This is a genomic window from Enterococcus durans (assembly GCF_002277935.1).
Classification (GTDB): Bacteria; Bacillota; Bacilli; order Lactobacillales; family Enterococcaceae; genus Enterococcus_B; species Enterococcus_B durans.
The window spans coordinates 1767605-1792495 of sequence record NZ_CP022930.1 but is presented as its reverse complement, the minus strand read 5'-3'; the positions used below and the strand labels follow the sequence as shown (position 1 = coordinate 1792495).

Sequence of the window (24891 nt, the reverse complement as noted above, 5' to 3'; positions counted from 1 at the left end):
TTTATGCGGGCAATAACGTTCAAACAACCAGGAGCAGTCGATGTCCTTCAAGAAATCGATGCACCCAAACCACACCCTGAAAAAGGACAGCTTTTGATCAAAGTCCACACTGCAGCAGTGAATCGGACCGATATCATGCGCCGGGAATCAACGGATCAAGAACCACCTTATCCCATTTTAGGTGTAGAAGTTGCAGGTGAGGTCATTGAAAACAAGAGTGAAGACAGCAAATTCACTCCTGGAACACGGGTTTGCGGCTTAGTTAATTTAGGTGGCTATGCCGAATATGCTGTCATGCCTGCTGATCGAGCAATTTTGCTTCCCGACTCTTTAGATTACGTGGCTGCTGCTGGAATCTCCGAAGTGTTTCTTACTGCTTACCAGACCCTTTATTGGTTAGGAAAACTGCAAGAACATGAAACCGTATTGATCCATGCAGGCGCTAGTGGTGTTGGTACAGCAGCCATTCAATTAGCTAAACGATTGTCGAAGGCAAAAGTGATCGTTACCGCTGGTTCAACCGAAAAGCTTGCTTTTTGTCAAGAACTGGGCGCAGATGAACTGATCAACTATAAAACTCAAGACTTTGAAAAAGAAGTTCAAAAAATAACGAACGGTCGAGGCGTGGATGTCATTTTAGATTTTATTGGTGCTTCTTATTGGCAAAAAAATCTCGCTTCGATCGCAGTTGATGGCCGATGGGTCTTGATTGGCATGTTAGGCGGCACCATCGTTCCAGAAATAGATTTGGGCATATTGATCTCAAAACGGGTGCAGCTGATAGGCACCTTGTTAACTCCCCGTAGTGATTCCTATAAAGCACAATTGACCCAAGAATTCATGGACAATGTAGGCCCTTATCTTGCAGATGGTCAAGTAAAGCCGATCATAGATAGTACTTTTCCTCTTGATCAAGTGAAAGAAGCACATGAATATATGGAAGCCAATAAAAACATTGGAAAAATCATTTTAACGATTCAATCATAAAAAAACACAAAAACCAGCAAGCAGTTACCTCTCAGGTCGCTACTTGCTGGTTTTGTTTTAGTGCCAATCGATCAATTCATCAATGACCATTCGTAAATTGGATCATACTCAGTACTCACCCCATCCGTTCCAAAGTGTTCACTTGATCCTAGTAATACTTTATTTACTTCATAGATTGATTTTGCTTGGTAAATCTTTTCTTCCACAGCTGCTTGATTCAAATCGTTGTTCCCTATACGCTTCCAGTGGTGGTTCGCTATCTTTTTCGCTTGCTCCAAGGTAAAACCTTTCACTTCTAGAATTGCTGTCTTCGTCCATAAAAAATTAGAAGGAATGACATGATTCAAGTCATGCTCATTGTACGTACGGCCATCCCGATCCAATGCGTAAAGGAACATCCCGTACAGATGATTGTCTGCCGTGTACATCGCTACTTTGTATAAATTACTTTGTTCGTAAGGTTCTCCTGTATCATACCAACGATTATGATCTTGTTCTTCAGGGAAAGACAGTCCAGGCATGAATCGTTCTTTGGGAATCAATTTTGCATAGTCATTGATTGCCTTTGCTGTTCTACCTGCATCAGAGCCATATTGCTGATACCCTAAATAGGTAAAATGTTCGGCGACATTTTGTAATGGACCTGTATTTGAACCATTCGTGTCGTAAACAAAAACGGTATTATTATTTGCTGATGGTCCGATATAGCGTGCTAATGCTCGAATCACTCCATCAGACAAAGCAATATCAGCTTGACTAGGGTATGTCTCCATATCAATATCTAAACCATCTATACCATAGGCACGGACATGTTCATCTAATAGTTGATTCGCATATGCGTCAAATTCTTGTTCCGTCGGAAAAGTACCACTATATGGTATTTTCAATAGCACAGAATAATCGATTGCTTTCGTTAATTTCACACCACGGGCATGAAGAGTTGGTACGTAGCTTTCTTTTAATTTTTTGAAAAACGGTGCGCCGCAACTTCTTGTCCTTCAGGAACATAACTGAAAATATTCACAATATCGATACCATAAGGAATATCTTCCATCGATAACCAATTCTCATCTGCCAAACTAGTATTGACGCCTTTCATTTCTTTATCTCGCCAAGCACGATAATAGACCATCATCTTGGGAGAACCACTCTGGACTTGCGCTGATACTTTTGTAGAAAAAACTAATGTACCCATTACAGTCAGTAAAAGTAACATATAAAGCTGCATTTTATTCATTTTTCCCTCCTATTTTATAAGTCCAACTACCTTGCAAAAAAGAAAACGCTTTCTAAATTGATTATATAAAAATTTGTAGTAAACCGATAGGATATTATTAAAAAAGAAAAAATATTTTTGGAAAAAAAGAACTTTCAGCAATAAATTTAGACTTTCATATTTTTCGAACCGAATGAAGCATAGCGACTTGTTTAGTGCTAGTCTGCATTCTTCATATCCTGAATTAAGGTATTAAAATAAGCCGTAAATCACAAAAACGGCTAAAACCAGATTCGTGACTTACGGCTTGCAATAATAAAGAAATTAATTAGCTCGTTCGTTTACAGTTGATTCTTTATATAGGAACTTAAATTCCTTCTCCCTCAACGAGCGAGTTAAAACTTTTATCTCAATTTTCAGTTGCATATTTTGCTGCTTGTATCCCAGCTTGACGACCGAAGATAATGATCTCAGCGACTGAATTACCGCCAATACGGTTATTTCCATGTAGTCCGCCGGTTACTTCACCCGCAGCGTATAACCCTGTGATTGGTTGTTCTTCTTTATTCAATACTTCCGTATTCGTATTGATTTTTATTCCTCCCATGGTGTAATGGATTCCTGGAGCAATTTTGATTGCATAGTAGTTAGGTTGTGACAGATCATGATCCATCGCTGTTGTCCGATTAAATTGTTCATCTTTTTTCGCCGCAACAGCTGTATTCCAAGTTTCTATCGTCTGAGATAAATCCTCTTTTGGAAGATTCATTTTTTCTGCTAATTCTTCGATACTTTCTCCAGAAGTCACATAGCCTTTTTTCTCATAAAAATCAATTGCTTTCGCGCGGTCTCTCACACCTTGATCAAAGATCAGATATGCCGATTTTTCTGGTAAAGCTGTGATAGCAGCAGATACTTTATCTCTTGTATCCAACTCATTGACAAACCGTTTTCCTGTTTGATCGACTAAGATTGCCCCTTCGCCACGAACCGCTTCTCCGATCAAGACACCTTCATCTTGTTGAACCGTCGGATGGATCTGAATTTTATCCATATCAACAGTTTGTCCGCCTAATTTTTCGATCATTGTGATTCCGTCACCGGTTGAGCCAGATTGGTTGGTGGTAACGTAGCCCTCTAGATCAGGACGATATTTTTTGATAAATTCTTCATTAGCACCGAATCCGCCAGTAGTTACGATAATGGCTTTACCAGTAATATCTTTAGGTTTTTCCCCTTGGACTTGGACAGTCACTTCATTGACTTTTCCATCGTTTTCTTTGATATCAGTGACATCTGTATTTACAAAAATCGGAATGTTTCTTTCATGGACATTTTTTAGTAATCCTTCAACAAGGTAACCACCGATTGCTGAGCCATCAGATGGGCGATGCGTTCTTTTTTCACTCATTCCACCTGTGATCGTTAAATTATCTAACTTGATATCATTTTGATCTAACCAGTTGATTGCATCGGCTGAGTGATCAACAAAATAACGAAGAAGTTCTTTGTCATTTGTTCCCCCGCCTCCCTTTAATGTTTCTTCATAAAAAGCATCATTTGAATCATTGATTCCATTTTCTTTTTGGAATTTTGTTTCTGACGCATTCATACCACTTGACGATTTAGACGTATTTCCACCAGCAACTGGCATTTTTTCAAAAATAACAGGATTTAATCCAGCATCTTTCGCTTCGATTGCTGCCGACATCCCCGCACCACCAGCACCAACGATAACGATATCGTACGCTTTTTTCATTTCTGTTGGGTCTGTATAGGATTGTTCCGATGCCCCTGATGTAGCTTCTGTTTTCTCTGTTGCTTTCGTACTTGATGAAGTCGCGGCTTCCTTTTTATCAGGGCTACATGCTCCCATTGCCAACACGGATGTCAAAACCACTAAACTTTTTACTACTTTTTTCATTTTTTCCCTCCTAAAGTAATTCTTCCCCCTTATAATAAGTGATTTTTTTCACAATATCAACTATGTTTTTAATCTTTCTTGATAATCAGGCTAAAAAAACAATTAATGTGAATAAGAAGCTTTCCTATCGACCATTTTGCGTTCGTTTTTCCTTTCGAAAAAATTTGTCACTTGACTCTCTTTCAACTAATTATTTGCTGTATCTAGTTCAAAAAGTTGTGGTTCGTTCTTGATAACTAGTATAATCTCTAGTATACGTGAAGGAGTTAAATGATGAATTATATTAAACGATTTTTTATGAATGGTACAAAAACTGCTGGCAGAGTCACCCACGGGATCTACATCCTCTTACGCGCCATCGTCACAATCATGTTAGTCGATCAATTGATCCAACAAAACATGGGCAATACATTTCTGTTATTACTCACTTTAGTTTTATTTGAAATACCTTATCTCTTAGAAAAAATACTTAAGATCCAGATCCCTAATATGTTAGAAATCATTTTAATTTCTTTTATTTTTAGTTCGACAGTCTTAGGTGAATTGAGCGATTTTTATGGGTATTTTTCTATGTGGGACACATTTCTTCATGCATTAAGCGGCTTTTTAGCTGGTGGAGTAGGTTTTTCATTGGTCTATTTACTCAACAAAAATACAAAAACAATGAATTTGACCCCTTTGCTTCTTGCTATTGTTTCTTTTTGTTTTTCAATGACCGTTGGTGTCGCTTGGGAATTTGTTGAATTCTCAGCCGATCATTTATTCCAATTAGATATGCAAAAGGACACACTTGTTCAACAAATAAATAGCGTAGAACTCAGTAAAGATGGAAATACTGTTCACACCATCCCCAATATTGAAAAAACCGAGGTCGAGTATAAGACCGATGATGGAAAATCTGAAACATATACCATTTCTGGTGGCTATTTAGATATCGGTATCATGGATACGATGAAGGATCTATTTGTCAATTTTATTGGCGCTTTGACCTTTAGTATCTTCGGCTATCTTTACAGTCGTAATGATTATCGAAAATTCACCTTTATCAGGAACTTTATTCCTAGAAAAGCCAAGTGATACACTCGCAAAGTGCTTTGATACATCAGTGATTACACATATTTTTGAATACTACACAAAGAGGGTAAGATAAAAGTGAAATTGTCTTGCCCTCTTTGTTGAAGTAAATCACAGAAACAATCATAAACTATTCGAAAAAAACAGCCGATATTATGAGAAAAGTGGAAAAATAATTTTCTTGCATCTTTTTCTCATTCCTTGAGATTACATTTTTCTTCCAGCCTTTTTTCTTCCACAAAATAACTTCCGTTTTTTATAATTCCTTTTTACTTTTCTATCCGTTTCAAAAATTCCATTGCTAATGGATAATCTGGATTCTCACTACCATCAAAATTTTCAGAAAGAAGTGAAAATCCTAATTTTTGATACAACTTGATTGCTGGATGGCTCCAAGTTTGCGTATGCAAGTAAATAGGCCGTTGTAGTTCTGCTTTTTGGAAAAGAGTAAGTATTTCTATTGTCAAAGCTTTTGCCAACCCTTTCCCCTGATGCTCAGGGATAACAGCCAGCCAGTGGAAAAGTGGGTAAGTCCCGTCAAAACGCTCTTTGAACCATGCGGTACAAGTTCCAACTTTCTCTCCCAGATCATTCACAACGAACAACATTCGCTTCTTAAGCTCTTCCGGATATGGCGCAAATGAACGTTGAAAATAAATATGACCCTCTTTCTCATTCTCAAACTCTCCGACTGCACATTCGATTCTTACCCAATCGCTTTCATCTCCTGGCTGATAATACTCAAAATGATATCCGTCTGCTAATGGAACAGAAGGTACTTCTGTATCGATAGAACGGACCATCCAAATTTCTGCGTAAGGTACTTGTTTGTCTAACATCCCTTCACTCCCTTTCATTTATCATTCGTTTCTTCTTTTTTGTAATAAAAAAGAGCAACTTTGATTACTAGCTGCTCTTACTTATAATTACCCGCGTGTTGTTATACTCTTTTTTTCACCAATGATGCGTACTTCTGTTTCCAAAGTCACATCGAATTTTTCCTTGATCACTTCTTGGATATGCGCAATCAACTCAGTATAATCAGTAGCTGTGGCATGATCGATATTGACAATAAACCCTGCATGTTTCTCAGAAATTTGAGCGCCGCCCCATTTTAATCCTTGCAAACCAGCTTGTTGGATCAATTGTCCGGTATAATGCCCTACTGGACGCTTGAACACACTGCCACAAGATGGATATTCTAACGGCTGTTTTGATTGACGCAATTCTGTCAACTCCACCATTCGGCCTTTGATTGTTTCAAAATCACCAGCTGTCAATTGGAATCTTGCTTCTAAGACGATCCCATTCAACTCTTGGATAGCGCTATGACGATAAGAAAAAGCCATCTCTTCATTCGACAATGTTTTCATGGAACCATCAGCCAACAAGACATCTACTTCTGCAAAGACATCTTTGATTTCGCCACCATAAGCACCTGCATTCATGTAAACGGCCCCGCCAATGCTTCCTGGTATCCCACAAGCAAATTCAAACCCTGTTAAAGAAGCATCAAGCGCTGCATATGTCGTATCGATCAATTTGGCCCCTGCTTCTGCAACGACCATTGAGCCTTCCACTCGTATTGCCTTCATTTCCGTCAGCATCAAGACTACACCGCGAATTCCACCATCTTGAACGATCAAATTACTGGCATTACCTAGTACCAACCAAGGTAAATCATGGATTCTGCAATAATCAACAACTTCTTTTACTTCATTTTTTGTTTTCGGAAAAACAAGCACATCCGCTGGTCCACCTGTTTTTGTAAAGGTATAATTCATCAACGGTTCATCAAAAAACAGATCAATCTCTGGTAAGTTTTTAACTAAGTCTTCTTTATTCACTGAGGATTTTCCTTTCTTTTCAAACGTCCTCATCATTTTATCACGCTTAAAACAAACTTACCAGTCTACCTCACATCTGGTGTCTGATTTGTTTCCGTAACATTTCTTCACAAAGAGCATGACTTTGGTAGATGTTTTCTTGCCGTAACCCCTCGCTTCTTATTGTGCCTGTTTTTATTTGTGCAAAAAATGACTGGACCATGGGCTCAAACCCACGTTTGACCAACGTATTTTCCCAATCACCAAATTTTTCTAGTTCTACGCCATTCGCTGTCTGGATGACCATCTCTGTTAAATCATTGACTTCATACGTACCACTAGGACTAGTCACTTGGTAGCGTTCCGTATTTGCACCACTAACTAGATCCATGACCAACATAGCTGTTTGGTTTGCTGTTTCTAACTGTAAAATCGCATGATCCAAAAATTCTTGTGTTTCTTTGATCTGGCACTTCATTTGCACGACGGGTTCATCCAACAAATAGACAGCAGTATCAACTAAGTGCAAAAATAAATCATAAATGACATATTCTGTTGTCTCTTGAGCGGCTATGCGATTTTTCTGTAATTGGATGATCCGTTTATCAGGGATTGCTTTCAGTTTTTCTACCATCGGTGCGAAACGGCGATTGAAGCCCACCATCAAAATCACTTTGTTTTTTTCTGCTAACTTTTGTAATTCCTGCACTTCTTCCAGATTGACACTCAAAGGTTTGTCGATGTAGACATGGATTTTGTTTTCAAGACATTTTTTTGCCAGTTCATAATGGACACTTGTCGCTGCATGGATCATGCAAGCTTCAATATTATGCTCGATCAATTCATCGATCGTGTCATAAAGATGTTCAAATCCATATTGATCATGGATTCTTTTTTTGGTTTCTTTATTTCTAGTAGCAAAATAAAAATCGATTTCACCCTGATTTTTTGCATAAGTTGGTAGATATGCTTTCTCTGCGATATTTCCTACACCGACTACTCCAATATTCATTTTATTTTCCTCCAGCCAAAATTTAGTTACTCTTATCTTACACTATTTTTAAAGAAAATGAGGTACAATAGAGCCACAAGATAAAAGTAAAGGAGCTTATTGATTTGAAATTTATCTCATGGAATGTTAACGGACTTCGAGCTATCGTCAATAAAAATTTTCTTGAAGTCTTTAATGAATTAGATGCAGATTTTTTCTGCTTGCAAGAAACAAAATTGCAAGCTGGACAAATTGAATTAGATCTACCAGGTTATCATCAATACTGGAACTATGCTGAAAAAAAGGGATACTCTGGTACTGCAATTTTTGCCAAAGAACCTGCTTTGAATGTTTCATATGGTATGGGTATCGATGTTCACGATCAAGAAGGCCGGTTGATCACTTTAGAATATCCTGAATTTTTCTTGGTTACTTGCTACACGCCTAATTCTCAAAGTGAGTTGAAACGTTTAGACTATCGTCTAGAATGGGAAAAAGCATTTTATCTTTATTTAGAAGAATTGAAAAAACAAAAACCTGTAATCATCTGCGGGGATCTCAATGTTGCCCATAAGAATATTGATTTGAAAAATTGGAAAACCAATCAAAAAAATGCTGGATTCACGATGGAAGAACGTGAAGCATTCTCTCATCTATTAGCGAATGGATTCGTTGATACCTTCCGACACTTCTATCCTGATCAGGAAGGCGTTTATTCATGGTGGAGTTATCGCTTCAATGCCAGAAAAAATAATGCTGGGTGGCGCATCGATTACTTTTTGACAAGTGATGAACTCACACCACGTTTAGTAGATGCAAAAATCCACACAACGATCATGGGGAGCGACCATTGCCCAGTTGAATTAGATTTAACTTAAGCCCTTGTTAAAATAAATTCTCTCAAAAAACAGCAAAATGCTAATCTCTCTAGCAAACTGTTTTCTGGGAGAATTTAGTCTACTGATCTTTCGTCTTTACACTTAGGAAAAGACCGTTTTTTATCTTATTTTCGATCATTCCTACATACTTTCAACTAACCATTTTATTTATTGATTATATATGTTAGTCTTGCTATTTTAAGGAGGTTTTATGAATATGAATTTTGTCGCAATGGACTTTGAAACAGCGAATCATCAAGCTCACAGTGCTTGTTCTTTAGCCTTAGTGATGGTTCAAAACTGTCAGATCGTCGATGAGTATTATACGTTGATCCAACCAGAAACACCATTCTTCTGGCGGAACGTCCAGATCCATGGTATCCACCAGGAAGATGTCAGAAATGCACCCAAGTTTCCTGATGTCTGGCAAGGAATCCAAAAGTATTTCCAACAGAACCGTTTAGTAGTGGCGCATAATGCCGCTTTTGATACAAAAATTTTAGCTGGTTGTTTAGATTACTATGGATTGGCACAACCTAATTATTTATCGTTATGTACAGTAAAAACCAGCCGTCGCTTATTCCCAGAAATGCCCAATCATCGATTGAATACAGTGTGTGAGAATTTAAACATTACTCTAAACAACCACCACGATGCGCTAGAAGACAGTCGTGCCTGTGCAGAAATCTTACTCTACCAAGAAAAACACTTTGGAACAGACCCATTGAAGAAATTGGTTACTTTGAAATAAGGTTGTGAAAAGAGCGCTTTGACCTGAGCAATAAGAAGGAAAATCTCGAAACAGCTTTCCATGTTTTGAGATTTTTTGACTTATTGCCGAAGGTCAGCTCTTTGAACACCGTGGATAGGTTGTGAAAAGGTCGGGCTGCATCAATCCTAAAATTCGCTTGGCTTTTCAATAACCCTATCTATTCCACACTAAATCAGTAAGCTCATTCGATAAACATCGAGAAATTCTCCGTTATCTTTCCTTGCCCCTCTTTTCATTGTAGCTTCGATTTGGAAGCCTAATTTCTTATAAAGATGGACTGCCCGCTCATTTCGTGTCTGGACATCTAATTCTAGTCTGAAAAGGACACCATTTTCTTTCGCCCAAAGCAAAACTTCCTCAAGCATCATCGTTCCTAGTCCCATTCCCCAATACTCCTTCAAAATACTTATCCCTATTTCACCGACATGAGAAATCCGATATTGTTCCGCTGCTCTAACAGAAATCGTTCCAACGATTGTTTCATCTAGAATGGCTACAAGTAGTAGATTATTTATACTGTCTCTGAGGTAGTCGATTTCAATAGCTAAGGCTGTTGGTGTTAGACTTGATCCTTTTTCATCCATGACTAAAAAATCTGTTTCTTGCCCCACCTTTTGCATCATTGCCAATACGTTTTGCGCATCTTCAGGAACTGCTTCTCGGATGATCAATGCGATTTCTTCAGTCATTCATTTTCCCCCAATGCTTCATGATCCGCTTTTTAAAATCTGATCCCTGATCACCGTATGCGTGCAATTTCACATAGCGTTTTTCTAAATCTGTATCACTTTTTTCTAAAACCAGTTCCAAGTAATCTTCAGGCAAAGCTTCCTCTAATAGATTTCCCCACTCGACTACGGATAAACCTTCCCCTTCAAAATACTCATCTAAGCCAAGATCAGCACCACTAGCTGCTACACGATAAATATCCATATGGTACAAAGGAAGTCTTCCCTGATTGTATTCACGAATGATCGTATACGTTGGACTTTTGATCATTTGGTCAATTCCTAGACCTTGCGCAATTCCTTTTGTCAAAGTCGTTTTACCTGCGCCTAAATCTCCAGTTAATACTAAATTATCCCCGGCCATCGCAACTTCCCCGATCACTCCAGCAAATTTTTCTGTCTGTTCTAATCCATTCAATTCAATCATTTCCTAAATTACTCCCTTAGTCTGCTTTTTTGTCAGTATATCGTGTACAGCAAAATTTTTAAAGTAAAAAAAGAGGTTGGAACATTCGCCCCACCTCTCTACTATCCAATAACCAATATCTCAACTAACAATAAACCTTTTCTTAACTAGCTATTCATAAATGTTTCACTTATCATTTTACCTATTTTAATAGACGAATAAATGAACTATCACTTTTAGTCAAGTAATGTTTGAGCTGCAGTGATGATTGCTAGTTTGTATACATCTTCTTCATTGGCTCCACGAGACAAATCAGAAACTGGTTTGTTCAGACCTTGTAAAATAGGTCCGATTGCTTCAAAATTACCAAAACGTTGAGCAATTTTGTAGCCAATATTCCCAGATTGCAACTCAGGGAATACAAAGACAGTTGCTTGTCCAGCCACTTCTGAATTAGGCGCTTTCAGTTGAGCTACACCAGGCACATAAGAAGCATCGAATTGAAGCTCACCATCAATCGTATATTGTGGTGCTAATTTTTTCGCAATTTTTGTTGCTTCTACTACTTTATCTACTTCTGGGGCTTTTGCGGAACCCTTCGTTGAAAAACTCATAAGCGCAACTTTTGGATCGATATCGAATAACTCTGCTGTTTTAGCAGATTCTACTGCGATTTCTGCTAATTCTTGTGCATTTGGGTTTACATTGATTGCACAATCAGAGAAAACATATTTCTCTTGGTCGCGCCCACGTACCATGATCATTGCGCCACTTGTACGGCTTACTCCAGGTTTTGTCTTGATGATCTGTAAAGCTGGGCGAACTGTATCACCCGTTGAATGGATCGCACCGGATACCATGCCATCAGCAACGCCCATATAAGTCAGCATCGTTCCAAAGTAGTTGACATCTTTCAAGATACTCTCTGCTTGTTCTTTGGATGCCTTTCCATTTCTACGTTCAACAAAAGCTGCAACCATTTCATCCCACTTTTCGTAATTATTCGGATCAATGATCGTAAAACTAGATGTCTTGATACCACGTGCATGGGCTGCATCTTTGATTTCTTCTTCACTACCAATCAAAATAGGTTCAACCAATTCTTCTGCTTTCAGACGAGCAGCTGCTCCTAAAATTCTTGCATCTGTTGCTTCAGGGAAAACGATTTTAATACTCCGACGTACGATTTTGAATCTCAAACTATCAAACAATTCCACAAGATGACCTCCAGATATTTTTTATGTATTCATCATACACTATTCAGAAAAAAAAGAACAGTTTATTTTATCTGTATCAGTCAAAAACACAATAAAAATGAAGAATTTCACATAACATAAAAACTGGGCTATAACAGGAAAGCGCTGTTTTATTACACTGTTTCAGGCAGTTGCCAATCGATTGGTTGTTCCCCAAGTGCCAACAAAGCATCATTTGTTTTTGAGAAAGGTTTTGAACCTAAAAACCCACGATGTGCGGATAAAGGACTTGGATGTGAAGAAGTAAGGATGATATGTTTGCTTCTATCGATCATCTTCATTTTTTCCTGAGCAGGTTTCCCCCATAAAATAAATACGACTGGTTGTTCTCGTTCATTTAACTTCTCAATGATCGTATCCGTTAGTCTCTCCCACCCTTTTCCTCGGTGAGAATAGGCTTGCCCTTCTCTAACAGTTAAAACTGTATTCAACAATAAGACACCTTGTTTGGCCCATGATACTAAATTTCCATGATTTACAGGTTTGATACCTAGATCACTCTGTAGCTCTTTATAGATATTATTTAATGATGGTGGGATTTTCACACCTGGTTGTACTGAAAAAGATAATCCATGTGCTTGGTTGGCCCCATGATACGGATCTTGTCCTAAAATAACTACCTTTACCTTTTCATAAGGAGTCAATTCCAGTGCTTCAAAGATATGATACATGTCTGGATGGATTTTTTGTGTCTTATATTCTTTTTTTAAAAAATCTCTCAATGAGTGATAATACGGCTTTTCAAATTCATCTGCCAAGACATCTTGCCAACTATTATGAATGATTTCTTTCAAAATACTTCACCTCCAACACTCAGGATAACCCACAAATTCTTTCTTAACAAGTGGTAATCTTCGCCCTCAGTTGCCCCCTAATATGGTAAACTAAGTACAAGAAGCAGAAAGGAAAGATTCGACTTATGATCAAATTAATTGCATCAGATATGGATGGTACATTATTAGACGCGCATATGAGTATTTCAGAGGAAAACGCTGAAGCAATCCGCTTTGCAAACGAAGCAGGTATCGAATTTATGGTTGCAACGGGTCGCAACTTCCAAGAAGCTCGTGCTGCCTTAGATGAAGCGGGTATTGATTGTGCCATGATCACACTGAATGGCGCACAAGTATTTGATAAGGACGGACACTCATTGTTTACTGTTCCAATACCAACCCTACAAGCAACTACTGTTTTGGATATTTTAGATGCAAACGGTATCTACTATGAAGTCTCGACCAACCAAGGACTTTATTCGGAAAACCAGGCAAAAAGAATTGAAAGCTTTGCTTCAATGGTGGCGTCTCATCTCCCCCATTTAACGTATAAAATGGCCATTGCGATGGCTTCGGCTAATCTTGAATTATTGCATATCAATTATGTAGACAGTATCCGCGACTTACTTGCAGATGAAAAATTAGAAGTATTGAAAATCATCTGTTTCCATATAGAAGGCCCACAAGTTTTAGGACCTGTTGGCAAAGAAATCAGCCAACTTGGTGATCTTGCGGTGACCTCCTCTGGTCAAAACAATATTGAAGTCAACCATAAAAATGCCCAAAAAGGGATTGCGGTGGCACATGTCGCACATGAAAGAGGAATACCATTAGAATATGTGATGACGATCGGCGATAATTTCAACGATGTCAGTATGCTGCAAACTGCTGGTGTTAGTTTTGCAATGGGAAATGCTGAGATCGAAGTGAAAGAATATGCCAAATATATCACAGACACGAACCTTGAAGCAGGAGTCGGCAAAGCGATTTTAAGAGCTATATCAGAAAACCTATAATTTCCGAGAAAAGAGGGATAAGGATGTCAGAATTTTTCATTCAAGAAAAGCAGCTTAGCCGTGCCACGCGTACTGTAGTCAAAAATGAAGCAGGAAAATCGCTTTTTTTGATGGTCGGACGTTGGGGAACCAAAGGTGATGCTTTGTCTCTTTATGCAATGAACGGAAATCTTGTCGCTCATATCAAACAAATCAGTCTTACTTTTGGGAATCGGTTTGAAATCTATAAAGAGTTTGAAAAAGTTGGTACCATGCAAAAAATATTTAATTGGCCGGGTGATTTTTATTACATTCGTCGCTTGCATTGGACCGTACAAGGAGATATTTACAACCATCAGTATGAAATCCATCATTTTAATCAGCGAATCATGAAAATGGATAAAGCAACACTTTTTACAGGCGATTATTATGTTCTTGATATTCCAATCGAAGAAGATGCACCAATCTGCATCTGTATCGCTGCTGTATTAGATTACTGGCTCTATCGCAAGAATAATGGAAAAGATACGCCTCTTTCTTATCGTTTCGATTTTTGAACGAAACTATGTAAAAATCATTAGACAACGATCAGTTAAAGGCCCTATCTTTTTTCTGATTTCTTCTCTATTTCACAGAAGACAATGGTTAAGAATAGACCTAGTACCGAAATAACCTGCTACCTACCCTTATAGTTACACCAAAATCCTTGTGTTAAACTGTCTATAACTATTTATTTCTGGAGGAACCTATGAAAGCAACGATAAAAGATGTCGCTACTTTGGCTGGAGTATCCAAAAGTACAGTTTCTCAATTTTTAAATGGTCGTTTTTCATATATGAGTGAAACGACTCGTAAAAAAATCGAAGAAGCTATTGCGGAACTCAATTACCGTCCAAATCAAATTGCCAAAAGTTTGAAACAAAAAAATACAAAGATCGTTGCATTGATTTGTGCAACTTTACATTCTCGTTTTTCTCTTAATTTGATTGGATCGATTGAAGAGTTTTTTCAAAAAGAAGGGTATTCTGTCATCATTGCAAGTAGCGAAGATGATTCCCAAAAAGAAAAAAGCCTAGTAGAATCATTCTTAGCTCGGCAAGTAGATGGGATCTTAGTCTTTCCCACATCACAAAATAAAGAGTATTATCAAAAATTAGCTGAACAAAGAATTCCCTTAGTTTTTCTCGATCGGCAATTATCCGGGGTCGATGTCCCCAGTGTTCTATTAGATAATAAACTGGCGGGCGCCATGGCTACTCAGCTGTTGATCGATCAAGGGCATGACAAAATTGCACTGTTTACTTTTCCTGTAAAAGATCGAATCACTACTCGTATCGAACGGATTGAAGGCTATGAGGAAACTTTGGTCAAAAACAAACTGACTCGACCAGATGAATTTGTGGTTTGTTGCGAGTTAGAGGAATTAGCAGATAGACTCGATCAGCTATTCCAATATACACCCAAACCTACTGCGTTGATCATGGGAAATGATATGTTACTGGAAGAATCACTATTTTGGAGCAAACGTGAAAAGAAAAAAATTCCAGATGACTTTTCTCTTGTTGGAATCGATGATGTTTCCTTTGCACGTTTATTCGATCCTGAGATCACGACGTTGGCACAACCAATCGAAAAGATCGCATTGAAAGCAGCTTCTTTATTATGGGAGCAGATCCAAGGTATCTCCCAAGAAACAACCTCGGATAGCTATTTATATAAACCTACTTTGATCCAAAGAAGCTCTGTTAAGAAATTGAACTAATAACCGCATGAGGTCAAAACAGAAGTATTTCATCCCGAGGAAAAAAGGATTCACAGAAATTGCTTTTCAAATTTTATGGATTCCAGCCTGTTTTCCACAGGAGTTGATTCTATCGTTTTTTCGTTTTTTAAAGAATGGGACAAAAGTGTTTCTTACTTTTGTCTCATTCTATTTTTTTGCGTATAGTCAAAAGTTAAGTGTTTCTTCTTTTATTCATGAACCATCAAAAAACTGCTAATATCTGAATTTTTTTTATTATTTTGCATGTTGATTGCTTCCTACAAGCAAACATTTCCTGTTATCCAAAATTATCAAATAGTTTAATAGCCCACACTTAAAAATATCCAAATAAAAAATTCTTAGAAAAAAATATAAAAAAGCGCTTGCAAAAAAATAGTGCTACGACTATAATTCAATCAGATAAACCGATTTAGTATTCGTCCACTTGTTTACTAAACCGATTTATCAATATCTTTGCGCGAAGATACATATGATGAACTGATGGACTTGTTTTTTAAGAGAGGAGCTTTTGATAATGGACATTTTTATTGAAATTGTTAAAAAACCAGCAATCATTATTGCTTTGGTTACTTTTGTGGGATTAGTTGCAATGAAAAACAAACCTGCAAAAATCATTACAGGAACAATTATCTCTTTTGTAGGATTTTCAATGATCAAATTAGGAAGCAGTATCTTAGCTGAAACACTGACTGCTTTTAGTAAACTTTTCAATAGTGCGTTTCATTTAACTGGTGTTGTGCCTAGTAACGAAGCAATGATGGCAATGACGCTTGATACACTCGGAACAAATGCGGCAATTATTTTGATTCTTGGTTTAGTCATTAACATTTTAATGGCACGTTTCACTCGATTTAAAGCGGTTTATTTATCTCTACACCTCGCTTTATTCACTGCTTTTGCCCTTTCAGCCGTATTTAGAATTATCGGTTTTAGTGATCTTCTAACAATCCTCATTGGTGGGATATTCTTAGGAACATATATGGCAATTTCACCAAGTATCTTAGGTTATTACTCGAAAGATGTCGTAGGTTCAGAAGAATACACGATTGCCCATTCAGGAACATTATCTTATGTCCTTGGTTCAATAGTGGCTAAAAAATTCGGAAATAAAGAACACGATGCCGAACAAATCAAAACGAATGATAAGATCATGTTTTTAAAAGATCCGATCGTCGCAACCGCTATCACTATGTTTACTTTATTTTTACTCACTACTCTACTAGCTTCGAGTGAAACATTAGCTGAAGTAACTGCTGGAGAAAGTATCTTACTGTTTGCGATGGAAAAAGCTGCCATCTTCGCCTCTGGATTGTTCATTGTTAAAGCAGGGATCAAAATGTTCATTGATGAGATCGTTCCTGCATTCAAAGGATTTGCTAAAATATTCGCTCCTGGTGCAATCCCTGGTGTCGATGTATTAGTCTTATTCGATAGTTCACCAAACACTGCTTTGATTGGATTCTTAACATCATTTGCAGTTGGGATCGTTATGGTCTTCATCTTGCCTCTTTTCGGATTACCAGTTATTGTCCCTGGTTTGATGGCTTGCTTCATTACAGGTGGTGCCGTAGCTATTTTAGGAAATGCAGAAGGTGGAATCCGTGGTGCTCTATTAGCAAGTACGATCAATGGCTTGATGCTTGCCATTTTGCCAGCGATTTCGATGACTCTATTTTCAGCTTTGGGAGCAGATGGTACGACCTTTGCTGACCCAGATATGATAACGGTTTCCGGATTAGCTTGGCTCATCTTTAGATGGTTTTAATTTTTTTAGTACGTATGAAAGCAACGTACTGAAATATATTTTAGGAATCAACCTATTTATTTGAAAAAACAACTATTCGATAAGAAGTGGAGGAAACAAATATGTTTTTTAAAGAAGAAGAATTGGAAACAAAACGAATCGATTCAAATACATTTCGCAGAGTACTAGCTTATGGTGAAGGGTTAATGAATGCCTTGATTACTTTTGAAAAAGGTTTAAATCCTGAAACAGAAATCCCTTATCATAGCCATGAACATGTTCAAACAACTTACGTACTTAAAGGTTCATTCAAATTTAGTATAAAATATCCTGATCGAATTGAAACAAAAGTCGTCCATGTCGGCGATGCAATCTATTTCCCAAGCAATTATGAGCACGGTTGCATTCCTTTGGAAGATGACAGCCAGTTATTTGACTCCTTTACCCCTATTCGCGAAGATTTCCTTACTTTTCAAGAAAAGAAATAAGGATTAACTAAAAAACGAGCCAGATTCATTGAACTAATCAGTTCTTGAATCTGGCTCATTTTTCATCTATTTTAAAACTTTTTTCTTCTATATATTAAGTATCCACTTACTGCAATAATCACTACGATACCTACTGCCGCTAACCAACGATTTGAGGTGCTGTTCGTTTTTGGTAATGTAGTTGAATCGTCGTTATTATTTTGTATTTGATCCATTGATCCCGTATTGTTAGAACCTGAAGCAGCTAAGATTTCAGTAGCTGTATTGCTAGTTGAGGAATCTTGTCCTGCAATCATAGGAACTGATCCACCATTGCTGTGACGGTGCATGGTTGAACCTGATGTTCCTGGGGTTCCTGGGGTTTCTGGTGTTTCTGGTGTACTTTCACTTGTTGAATCTGACGTACTTGGTTCTGTTGTATTACTTGTTGAGTCTGGTGTACTTGGTTCTGTCGTACTTTCACTTGTCGATTCTGATGTACTTGGTTCCGTTGTACTACTTGTTGAATCTGATGTACTTGGTTCCGTTGTACTTTCACTTGTTGAATCCGATGTACTTGGTTCTGTTGTACTTTCACTTGTTGATTCTGATGTGCTTGGTTCTGTTGTACTTGACTCTGATGTACTTTCACTTGTCGATTCTGACGTACTTGGTTCCGTTGTACTTTCACTTGTTGAATCTGACGTACTTGGTTCTGTCGTACTTTCACTTGTTGAGTCTGATGTACTTGGTTCCGTTGTACTTTCACTTGTTGAATCCGATGTACTTGGTTCTGTTGTACTTTCACTTGTTGAATCCGATGTACTTGGTTCTGTCGTACTTTCACTTGTCGATTCTGACGTACTTGGTTCTGTTGTACTACTTGTTGAATCCGATGTACTTGGTTCCGTTGTACTACTTGTTGAATCTGACGTACTTGATTCTGATGTACTTTCACTTGTTGAGTCTGATGTACTTGGTTCTGTTGTACTTTCACTTGTCGATTCTGACGTACTTGGTTCTGTTGTACTACTTGTTGAATCCGATGTACTTGGTTCCGTTGTACTTTCACTTGTTGAATCTGACGTACTTGATTCTGATGTACTTTCACTTGTTGAGTCTGATGTACTTGGTTCTGTTGTACTTTCACTTGTCGAATCCGACGTACTTGGTTCTGTCGTACTTGACTCTGATGTACTTGGTTCTGTTGTACTTTCGCTTGTCGAATCTGATGTACTTGGTTCTGTTGTACTTGATGAATCTGAATGGTCAGGAATATCAACTGGGAAAATTTCATTTGGATCCCAACGATTCGTTGATGCATTTAAGACCACATTGTTACCGATGATCGTTCCATCCATATTTTGATTGACTGTGATATCTGTATTTGGTGCAATGATCGTTCCTTGGAATGGTGCAGCAATCGTCAAGTTAGGTAGTGAACTACCAAAGTTCCAAGAAAGATTGGCATCAGAGAAATCTTCTGTTTCTTGATTGTTACGCCCATTATAATGGATTTGTGATTGAACAGTAAAATCTGCCGGAGCATTGATCACATTCAGTACAACCACTTTATTTTCCGGATTAGATATATTTAATGGTGTATTACCTTGCAACACTGAAGCATCAACATTTGCCAAGATGAAATTAGAGTCATCGGTTCCCGTTAAAACCATCGTGCGATTGTTCATATCTGGAAAATCAGCAGATGTAAATGTTTGTGTCGGGGTCATAGACATCAGTAAATCTGAACTACTTACAAGTTGTGCGAATTCTGAAGCAAAATCGATGTATGTTTGTCCAGGACGATCTTGATAAAACTCTTCTAGAGTCAAATGATCGATTCTTGAACCATTGATTACTGCTTTATCATTTTCTGCTCCTGTGGTTACCGTTTCTCCCACAACAAATTTATTCACACGATTATCATTTCCTGAAGTTAACGAGGAACCAATCAATGAGTCAGTCATTTGAACATAATTGATTTCCAATTGCAAGTCTCCACTGATGATATCTGTACCAAAATTATTATTCGCGTCTAATTCTTTCGTTGCTATATTTCCATTTGTGTGTGCGTTAATAGTTGTTTTTCCTTTTGAAAAAACATGGAATTGAGAAGCAATCCCTAATGCTCCATAATTCCCTGTTAGATCCTCATGGATAGTTCCAGGATCTTGTGGGAGATATGTTTCTGCAACAACCGGGATTGACACCAAAAGATTAAGAAATAGTGCCACAATAGCTATGATACTCCCACTTTTATTTTTTACCATTTATTCTCCTTCTTTCACTCAGGGAGCGTCAATAATTTTGTGTAAATAACTCGTCCTTCTGCAAAATAATGGGTTACTCAGTAAACATTGAAGCTAATGTATCCGTCACTTGTTGGAAGCCTTTATGGCTTCTATTTAAGAATTTTTGATTGTATGTATCAAAGATGGATACTAGGAAACGCTCTAGTGATTCTTCATTTTGAAACTGCTCTTTTCTGCGGCTGTATTTCTTGATTTGTTTATTGAAAGATTCGATTAAATTAGTTGAGTAAATGCTTCGGCGGATACCAGGCGGAAACTCATAAAAAGTCAATAAATCTTGATTTTTTATCAGTGACTGCGTCACTTTAGGATAAGTTTTCTGCCACTTCTCAATCATACTCCCTAAAAAGGTATTTGCCTCTTCCTTTGAGCTAGCTTGATAAACAGCCTTAAAATCATCACAGATTTCTTTTCGATCTTTGACACGTACTTTATGAGCAATATTACGGGAAACGTGAACACAGCAATGTTGGTATTTAGCTTTAGGATAAATCTGGTGAATCGTATCTTTCATGCCTTTTAAGCCATCGGTAATAAACAGTAAGACATCATGAACCCCTCTGGAGTAAATGTCCTCTAACAACTCATTCCAAACGTAGGTCGATTCAGTCGGAGCAATCGCATAACTTAGTACTTCTTTAGTGCCGTCTTCTCGTATACCAATGGCAATATAGATTGCTTCTTTGGAGACGGTTTGCCGTTTTAAAGGAATATAAGTAGCATCCATGAAAATAGCGACATACTTATCATTTAGAGTTCTAACTTTAAATGCATTTACTTCTTCAGTCAGCACTTTAGTCATGTTGGACATGGTTTGGGGCGTGTAGTGATGCCCATACATTTTCTCAATCAAGTCTGCGATTTCCGACATGGTAATACCTTTTCGGAAGAGGTGAATGACGGTCTCCTCTAAGGTATCATTCGTCCGTCTATAAGCAGGAACAGTCTGTTGCTTGAACTCGCCGTTGCGGTCGCGCGGAATCTGGAGATGAAGTTCCCCGTACTCGGTCTTGACCGTACGGTCATAGGAGCCGTTACGAGAATTACCCGTGTTAAAACCAATGCGATCGTACTTTTCGTAATCGAGGAAAGCCGTTAACTCCGTTTTGAGAAGCGTATTGACAGCTTTTTCCAAATGGACACGGAATAATTCATTCAAATCGCCTTTGTTCGCTAGAGTCTTTAGAATTTCTGTAGTAAAATCGTTCATATGGAAGTCCTCTTTTCTGTGAATGTGTTGTGGTAACTCTATTCTACAGAAGGGACTTCCTTTTTTCTATTTACACAAAATATTTTACACTCTCTTCACTCAAGCATACCTTCAAACAATAATAAATATTTCTTTAGTATTATACTATAATAAAAAAATACTTTGATATTGTAAAACATTTGAAATGAAAAAGAAATGATTTTCATAAATTCTTTAACTATTAAAATCTGGTGTCAGCGGCTATAAAATAGGGATTTATAATAAATAAAATAAAAAATGCAACAGCTGTTTTCAGTATATTTACATAAAAAAAAGAGCGGCAACTGTCTTTTTCCGCTCAAAAACTTATTATATGATAATCGTTCCATTCTCAATTAGATGATTAAAAAATAACTATATAAATATAAAAAAACGCTTTAATCAAGCGTTTTCTGCATGTGATCATATAAATGTCCGCTAATTATCCGTTGACCGACTACTTTAAACCCGTGACGCTCATATAATTTTTTTGCCTTGGGATTTTGTTCATCAACGCTCAGACCAATCACTTTTCTTTTTTCTTTTTCTGCTAATTTTGGTAAAGCAGAAAGCAATTTAGAACCAATGCCATGTCCTCTGAATTCCTCAGAAACAGAGATTGAGTCTAAGTACCATTCATTAGGAAATGTTTCTTGATCGATAAAGAGCTGTTCTGTCTCTTCGATCCCATGTTTTTTGAGGATTTTTTCTAGCGGCTTGTCAATAAATGGTTCATCTGCATCTGTATACCCATAGGCAACTCCAGCTACTTTCCCATCTAATTCTTCGACGATCCCTCTTGTATAACTATAACGATAGGTAGGATCAGTGATTGCTTCCTCTAGGATTTCGAGGGTCTTTGTTGTCCCATATTTTTGTAAAAATGGCAGTTCCATATCATTCAAAATAACTAAAATAAGTGGTGCGATTTCGTGCGCATCTTCTTTTTTTGCAAAACGTATCATTTATTTCTCTCCTTTTTTTCATTTTATCATACTGAAAAATAAAGAGCAAAGTCGTTATTTTAAATAATCTTCAATTTTTTGTGTCACAAAATAGCCATGTGTAACGATTCGTGTAGCTTCTGTACGGCAATACGGGCAAACAACAGGCATTTCTTTATCTTGATGTTCGACCACATTATTGACTTCTTCATAAGCAAATTTCTTTCCACAATTTGGGCATTTCATTTTTTCCATAATTGAACGACTTCCTTTCATTCCTTCACATAAATAGCTTACTCTCATATCAAAAAAAAGAGAAGCGATAACACTTCTCTTTACGCTTGAATCAACAACCGTTGTGTCCGTTCATTATCCAACAAATCAACTTCATAATAGAGCTTGCTATTTTTGATCAAAAGCTGCCAGTCTTTTGCCTTCGCTCTTTTTTGCCCACATTGCTTCAATGCTTCTTTCATCGCGGCTTGCGGTGTTTTAACACTAGAAACTGCATCTATATCAAAGGTAACGTAGGACCTTTTTTCGGTTTTTTCTACTGGATTTATCTCTGTTTTACCCGTTGTTGGGTCGATCACTACAACTTGATCCTGATAGATGAATAGATATTCAAAGGTGTTATTTGTTTGATTTTTTACATCTTTTTTGGAAATAAATTGGATAGCATCTACTTTTTCTTGATGCGCTTCCTCCTTAAAAATCGTTGTTGCCTTTTTCAATGAGATACGATAATCCTGTTCACTGATATCATCATAGCTAAATGTCGCATCCAACAATCCTAAAGACGCTGTGATGCCGATAATTGCAATAATAGCTAAGCTAAAAATCACTTTTTTCATCACTTATCTCCTGTTTCTTTTTTTTCAGGATAACAGGATTTTTTCGAAAGAAAAATCGAATGAGTTAAAAAAAAAGTGACATTTTTGTTACATCACTCATGTAATTCTAATGGCAAGCCATCTGGATCAAAGAAAAAAGTCATTTTCTTGCCAGTAAACGTATCCTTTCTTATGGGTTCGGTTTCGATCCCTTTTTCATGGAGTTCCTTGATTGTCTGTTCGATGTTCTCTACTTTAAAGGCTAAATGCCTCAATCCACATGCTTCTGGATAGTTGGGGCGTTTTGGCGCATCGGCCATTCCAAAAATTTCCAGTTCTGCTTCGCCAAGTTTCAAATCCAATTTATGATCGTTGCGTTCCGGCCGATAATTTTCCCGAATAATAGCAAAACCTAATTTATTAACATAAAAATCACGTGATTTTTGATAATCCGATACAATTATTGCTACATGATGAATAACAGAAAGCTCCATACTACTTCTCCTTTTCACTGGTTATTCTTTCATTTTACTCGTTTTGTTCTCAGAAAACAAAAAAACGGCGGAAGCAGAAGCAACTCCTTCGAAAATAAGCCGAAATTCAAAAAAACTGAAACACAATTTTTATGAACCCCTTCTTATTTATCGGAGTAAAACACTTCTGTCCCGACCTCGTCTTTTCATTCTTTAAATGTAAAGTTCTTGATATTCTCAAGAAAACAAGCAATCGTAATCATAACACAGATTATTTTTAATTGAAAGACTAGATTTTTTTTTAGAAAAGAATACAATAGGTTGTGTTGTAAAAATTAACAAACACTACATTTAGTGTCTAAAGGAGTTTTATATAGATGAAATCATATTTTCGTTTTTTAGCACATCAGTTAAAGGGCTGGCCACAACAAAATTATTATTTATTCTTTTTTAGTCTTGGTTGTCAAATCATGACACTAGTCAACAGCCCAATCACTTGGCTATCCATTGTTGCCTTTATTGGAACAAATCTTGGTGTATTGTGTATTTTATCGATCAATGCAGCCAAATCTGTTAATGGTATTTTAGGTATATTATCTGCGATTTGCTTTATTATTGTCGGGTTTTCCGCCAAAAATTACTTAAGCATCGGCGAACAGATAGCCTATATGATTACTTTAGACATCCCAGTATTACTAAGTAAAGAGTGGAATCATAACATGGCATCAAAAATCCGGAAATTTACAGGAAAAATTTGGTTCATCGCAATCATCGCTACCATCATCGTTTATTTCGTCTCTGGTTTCTTGATTGGCACATACACAGATGATCCACGCCCTTGGGTGGATGCAATTGCTTTTTCAATCAGTTTATCCGCTGGTGTCATTAGCTTCTTACGTTACAACAATCAATACTATTGGTGGTTGGCTTCTGGATTAGCTCAAATGGTTCTATGGTATATCTCTTTTACCCATGGTTCTGCAAGTCTAGCAATGTTCGTCAATAGTTCTGTATACTTATTGAATGATGTACTTGCTTTCACTGTTTCTCCTTGGTATAACCAAAAAGAACGTGAACGGATGCAAAAAATGGAAGAGGACTATTACTCTCAACACGCTTAATACTTCCTCTTGAGAAAAGATATTCCTAAAAAATGCGGTAAACCATGGCTTAGAAATTTTTCTAGCCCTGGCTACCGCATTTTTTTGATTTGTTGCTCACACTCCCCTTTTTGAAATACTCAAGTGGAAATCTTCGCAATTCATTGTTTCCAATTTG

Annotated in this window: 26 protein-coding genes; 10 read left to right on the top strand and 16 right to left on the bottom strand. The window is 37.4% G+C overall.

The genetic code is table 11. From position 1 onward, the window contains the following. The first annotated feature begins 3 nt into the window (after nt 1-3). The gene (locus CJZ72_RS08515; protein WP_081133932.1) at nt 4-987 is read left to right on the top strand and encodes an NAD(P)H-quinone oxidoreductase; all 984 of its coding nucleotides are present in this window, start codon (nt 4-6) and stop codon (nt 985-987) included. Nucleotides 988-1058: 71 nt separating this feature from the next. Here CJZ72_RS08515 and CJZ72_RS08510 read toward each other — a convergent pair whose 3' ends face one another. The 3 genes from CJZ72_RS08510 to CJZ72_RS08505 form a co-directional block, all read right to left on the bottom strand. Then, a complete protein-coding gene (locus CJZ72_RS08510) occupies nt 1059-1910 on the bottom strand; it encodes an EndoS/ChiA family endoglycosidase (RefSeq protein WP_371304188.1) in 852 nt (283 codons plus the stop codon). Between the two features lie 35 nt (nt 1911-1945). Then, nucleotides 1946-2224 carry an EndoS/ChiA family endoglycosidase gene (locus CJZ72_RS15275; protein ID WP_371304187.1) on the bottom strand — a complete coding sequence of 93 codons (279 nt, stop codon included), beginning with the start codon at nt 2222-2224 and terminating at the stop codon, nt 1946-1948. A gap of 388 nt (nt 2225-2612) precedes the next feature. After that, on the bottom strand, nt 2613-4127 hold the full coding sequence (locus tag CJZ72_RS08505) for a flavocytochrome c (RefSeq protein ID WP_081133933.1): 1515 nt from the start codon (nt 4125-4127) through the stop codon (nt 2613-2615). 273 nt (nt 4128-4400) lie between these two features. Here CJZ72_RS08505 and CJZ72_RS08500 point away from each other — a divergent pair, with 273 nt between their 5' ends. Then, a complete protein-coding gene (locus tag CJZ72_RS08500) occupies nt 4401-5204 on the top strand; it encodes a hypothetical protein (RefSeq protein ID WP_005878052.1) in 804 nt (267 codons plus the stop codon). 266 nt (nt 5205-5470) lie between these two features. On the opposite strand, the gene CJZ72_RS08495 is transcribed toward CJZ72_RS08500, so the two are convergent. The 3 genes from CJZ72_RS08495 to CJZ72_RS08485 form a co-directional block, all read right to left on the bottom strand. Further along, nucleotides 5471-6040 (bottom strand): GNAT family N-acetyltransferase, encoded by a 570-nt coding sequence (locus CJZ72_RS08495; protein ID WP_081133934.1) that lies wholly within the window; start codon nt 6038-6040, stop codon nt 5471-5473. Nucleotides 6041-6127: 87 nt separating this feature from the next. Next, nucleotides 6128-7048 (bottom strand): UDP-N-acetylmuramate dehydrogenase, encoded by a 921-nt coding sequence (gene murB, locus CJZ72_RS08490; RefSeq protein WP_095443763.1) that lies wholly within the window; start codon nt 7046-7048, stop codon nt 6128-6130. 70 nt (nt 7049-7118) lie between these two features. Continuing rightward, nucleotides 7119-8039, bottom strand: a complete 921-nt coding sequence (locus CJZ72_RS08485; RefSeq protein WP_081133935.1) for a Gfo/Idh/MocA family protein — start codon at nt 8037-8039, stop codon at nt 7119-7121. A gap of 104 nt (nt 8040-8143) precedes the next feature. Between CJZ72_RS08485 and CJZ72_RS08480 the strand changes: the two genes are divergently transcribed. Further along, complete coding sequence (locus tag CJZ72_RS08480; RefSeq protein WP_081133936.1) at nt 8144-8896, top strand: exodeoxyribonuclease III; 753 nt, start codon at nt 8144-8146, stop codon at nt 8894-8896. Nucleotides 8897-9113: 217 nt separating this feature from the next. Further along, complete coding sequence (locus CJZ72_RS08475; protein WP_081133937.1) at nt 9114-9647, top strand: 3'-5' exonuclease; 534 nt, start codon at nt 9114-9116, stop codon at nt 9645-9647. A gap of 188 nt (nt 9648-9835) precedes the next feature. Here CJZ72_RS08475 and CJZ72_RS08470 read toward each other — a convergent pair whose 3' ends face one another. From CJZ72_RS08470 to CJZ72_RS08455, 4 genes are all read right to left on the bottom strand, one after another. Further along, nucleotides 9836-10357 carry a GNAT family N-acetyltransferase gene (locus tag CJZ72_RS08470; RefSeq protein ID WP_081133938.1) on the bottom strand — a complete coding sequence of 174 codons (522 nt, stop codon included), beginning with the start codon at nt 10355-10357 and terminating at the stop codon, nt 9836-9838. Continuing rightward, nucleotides 10350-10823 carry a tRNA (adenosine(37)-N6)-threonylcarbamoyltransferase complex ATPase subunit type 1 TsaE gene (tsaE, locus tag CJZ72_RS08465; RefSeq protein ID WP_081133939.1) on the bottom strand — a complete coding sequence of 158 codons (474 nt, stop codon included), beginning with the start codon at nt 10821-10823 and terminating at the stop codon, nt 10350-10352. Before tsaE ends, CJZ72_RS08470 begins: the two co-directional genes overlap by 8 nt. Nucleotides 10824-11038: 215 nt before the next feature. Further along, the gene (gene pta, locus CJZ72_RS08460) at nt 11039-12019 is read right to left on the bottom strand and encodes a phosphate acetyltransferase (RefSeq protein WP_005878037.1); all 981 of its coding nucleotides are present in this window, start codon (nt 12017-12019) and stop codon (nt 11039-11041) included. A gap of 152 nt (nt 12020-12171) precedes the next feature. Further along, nucleotides 12172-12852 carry a uracil-DNA glycosylase gene (locus tag CJZ72_RS08455; RefSeq protein ID WP_081133940.1) on the bottom strand — a complete coding sequence of 227 codons (681 nt, stop codon included), beginning with the start codon at nt 12850-12852 and terminating at the stop codon, nt 12172-12174. Nucleotides 12853-12977: 125 nt separating this feature from the next. On the opposite strand from CJZ72_RS08455, the gene CJZ72_RS08450 reads away from it, so the two are divergent. From CJZ72_RS08450 to CJZ72_RS08430, 5 genes are all read left to right on the top strand, one after another. Further along, nucleotides 12978-13847, top strand: coding sequence for a Cof-type HAD-IIB family hydrolase (locus CJZ72_RS08450; RefSeq protein WP_095443762.1), 870 nt, complete (start codon nt 12978-12980; stop codon nt 13845-13847). A gap of 23 nt (nt 13848-13870) precedes the next feature. After that, a complete protein-coding gene (locus tag CJZ72_RS08445; protein ID WP_005878032.1) occupies nt 13871-14383 on the top strand; it encodes an LURP-one-related/scramblase family protein in 513 nt (170 codons plus the stop codon). 191 nt (nt 14384-14574) lie between these two features. Continuing rightward, nucleotides 14575-15588, top strand: a complete 1014-nt coding sequence (locus CJZ72_RS08440) for a LacI family DNA-binding transcriptional regulator (protein ID WP_081133942.1) — start codon at nt 14575-14577, stop codon at nt 15586-15588. 535 nt (nt 15589-16123) lie between these two features. Continuing rightward, the gene (locus tag CJZ72_RS08435) at nt 16124-17374 is read left to right on the top strand and encodes a PTS ascorbate transporter subunit IIC (protein WP_081133943.1); all 1251 of its coding nucleotides are present in this window, start codon (nt 16124-16126) and stop codon (nt 17372-17374) included. A 101-nt stretch (nt 17375-17475) separates the two neighbouring features. Further along, nucleotides 17476-17841 carry a cupin domain-containing protein gene (locus CJZ72_RS08430; protein ID WP_081133944.1) on the top strand — a complete coding sequence of 122 codons (366 nt, stop codon included), beginning with the start codon at nt 17476-17478 and terminating at the stop codon, nt 17839-17841. A gap of 71 nt (nt 17842-17912) precedes the next feature. Here the strand turns inward: CJZ72_RS08430 and CJZ72_RS08425 are convergent, their stop codons facing one another. The 6 genes from CJZ72_RS08425 to gloA2 form a co-directional block, all read right to left on the bottom strand. After that, entirely contained in the window at nt 17913-20093 is a 2181-nt protein-coding gene (locus tag CJZ72_RS08425) for an LPXTG cell wall anchor domain-containing protein (RefSeq protein ID WP_157728886.1), read from the bottom strand. A 73-nt stretch (nt 20094-20166) separates the two neighbouring features. Continuing rightward, nucleotides 20167-21345: an IS256-like element ISEfm2 family transposase gene (locus CJZ72_RS08420; RefSeq protein ID WP_081133701.1), complete on the bottom strand. Its 1179-nt coding sequence runs from the start codon at nt 21343-21345 to the stop codon at nt 20167-20169. A 416-nt stretch (nt 21346-21761) separates the two neighbouring features. Continuing rightward, on the bottom strand, nt 21762-22328 hold the full coding sequence (locus CJZ72_RS08415; protein ID WP_081133946.1) for a GNAT family N-acetyltransferase: 567 nt from the start codon (nt 22326-22328) through the stop codon (nt 21762-21764). A gap of 54 nt (nt 22329-22382) precedes the next feature. Continuing rightward, nucleotides 22383-22562 (bottom strand): P-loop NTPase family protein, encoded by a 180-nt coding sequence (locus CJZ72_RS08410; protein WP_081133947.1) that lies wholly within the window; start codon nt 22560-22562, stop codon nt 22383-22385. A gap of 80 nt (nt 22563-22642) precedes the next feature. Beyond that, entirely contained in the window at nt 22643-23161 is a 519-nt protein-coding gene (locus CJZ72_RS08405) for a hypothetical protein (RefSeq protein ID WP_095443761.1), read from the bottom strand. A 92-nt stretch (nt 23162-23253) separates the two neighbouring features. Next, nucleotides 23254-23634 (bottom strand): SMU1112c/YaeR family gloxylase I-like metalloprotein, encoded by a 381-nt coding sequence (gene gloA2 / locus CJZ72_RS08400; protein WP_005878026.1) that lies wholly within the window; start codon nt 23632-23634, stop codon nt 23254-23256. 356 nt (nt 23635-23990) lie between these two features. Here gloA2 and pnuC point away from each other — a divergent pair, with 356 nt between their 5' ends. Continuing rightward, on the top strand, nt 23991-24734 hold the full coding sequence (pnuC, locus tag CJZ72_RS08395; RefSeq protein ID WP_081133949.1) for a nicotinamide riboside transporter PnuC: 744 nt from the start codon (nt 23991-23993) through the stop codon (nt 24732-24734). Nucleotides 24735-24891: the final 157 nt, after the last annotated feature.

Excerpts from the sequence above, each read along its gene's own strand:
- CJZ72_RS08425 (WP_157728886.1), bottom strand. The coding sequence starts at position 20,093 with ATGGTAAAAAATAAAAGTGGGAGTATCATAGCTATTGTGGCACTATTT.
- CJZ72_RS08410 (WP_081133947.1), bottom strand. The coding sequence starts at position 22,562 with ATGGAAAAAATGAAATGCCCAAATTGTGGAAAGAAATTTGCTTATGAA.
- CJZ72_RS08495 (WP_081133934.1), bottom strand. The coding sequence starts at position 6,040 with ATGTTAGACAAACAAGTACCTTACGCAGAAATTTGGATGGTCCGTTCT.
- CJZ72_RS08485 (WP_081133935.1), bottom strand. The coding sequence starts at position 8,039 with ATGAATATTGGAGTAGTCGGTGTAGGAAATATCGCAGAGAAAGCATAT.
- CJZ72_RS08470 (WP_081133938.1), bottom strand. The coding sequence starts at position 10,357 with ATGACTGAAGAAATCGCATTGATCATCCGAGAAGCAGTTCCTGAAGAT.
- CJZ72_RS08440 (WP_081133942.1), top strand. The coding sequence starts at position 14,575 with ATGAAAGCAACGATAAAAGATGTCGCTACTTTGGCTGGAGTATCCAAA.
- CJZ72_RS08420 (WP_081133701.1), bottom strand. The coding sequence starts at position 21,345 with ATGAACGATTTTACTACAGAAATTCTAAAGACTCTAGCGAACAAAGGC.
- CJZ72_RS08505 (WP_081133933.1), bottom strand. The coding sequence starts at position 4,127 with ATGAAAAAAGTAGTAAAAAGTTTAGTGGTTTTGACATCCGTGTTGGCA.
- CJZ72_RS08475 (WP_081133937.1), top strand. The coding sequence starts at position 9,114 with ATGAATTTTGTCGCAATGGACTTTGAAACAGCGAATCATCAAGCTCAC.
- CJZ72_RS08435 (WP_081133943.1), top strand. The coding sequence starts at position 16,124 with ATGGACATTTTTATTGAAATTGTTAAAAAACCAGCAATCATTATTGCT.
- CJZ72_RS08450 (WP_095443762.1), top strand. The coding sequence starts at position 12,978 with ATGATCAAATTAATTGCATCAGATATGGATGGTACATTATTAGACGCG.
- pnuC (WP_081133949.1), top strand. The coding sequence starts at position 23,991 with ATGAAATCATATTTTCGTTTTTTAGCACATCAGTTAAAGGGCTGGCCA.
- gloA2 (WP_005878026.1), bottom strand. The coding sequence starts at position 23,634 with ATGGAGCTTTCTGTTATTCATCATGTAGCAATAATTGTATCGGATTAT.
- CJZ72_RS08430 (WP_081133944.1), top strand. The coding sequence starts at position 17,476 with ATGTTTTTTAAAGAAGAAGAATTGGAAACAAAACGAATCGATTCAAAT.
- CJZ72_RS08415 (WP_081133946.1), bottom strand. The coding sequence starts at position 22,328 with ATGATACGTTTTGCAAAAAAAGAAGATGCGCACGAAATCGCACCACTT.
- CJZ72_RS08515 (WP_081133932.1), top strand. The coding sequence starts at position 4 with ATGCGGGCAATAACGTTCAAACAACCAGGAGCAGTCGATGTCCTTCAA.
- CJZ72_RS08405 (WP_095443761.1), bottom strand. The coding sequence starts at position 23,161 with ATGAAAAAAGTGATTTTTAGCTTAGCTATTATTGCAATTATCGGCATC.
- tsaE (WP_081133939.1), bottom strand. The coding sequence starts at position 10,823 with ATGATTGAATTGAATGGATTAGAACAGACAGAAAAATTTGCTGGAGTG.
- CJZ72_RS08500 (WP_005878052.1), top strand. The coding sequence starts at position 4,401 with ATGAATTATATTAAACGATTTTTTATGAATGGTACAAAAACTGCTGGC.
- CJZ72_RS08445 (WP_005878032.1), top strand. The coding sequence starts at position 13,871 with ATGTCAGAATTTTTCATTCAAGAAAAGCAGCTTAGCCGTGCCACGCGT.
- CJZ72_RS15275 (WP_371304187.1), bottom strand. The coding sequence starts at position 2,224 with ATGAATAAAATGCAGCTTTATATGTTACTTTTACTGACTGTAATGGGT.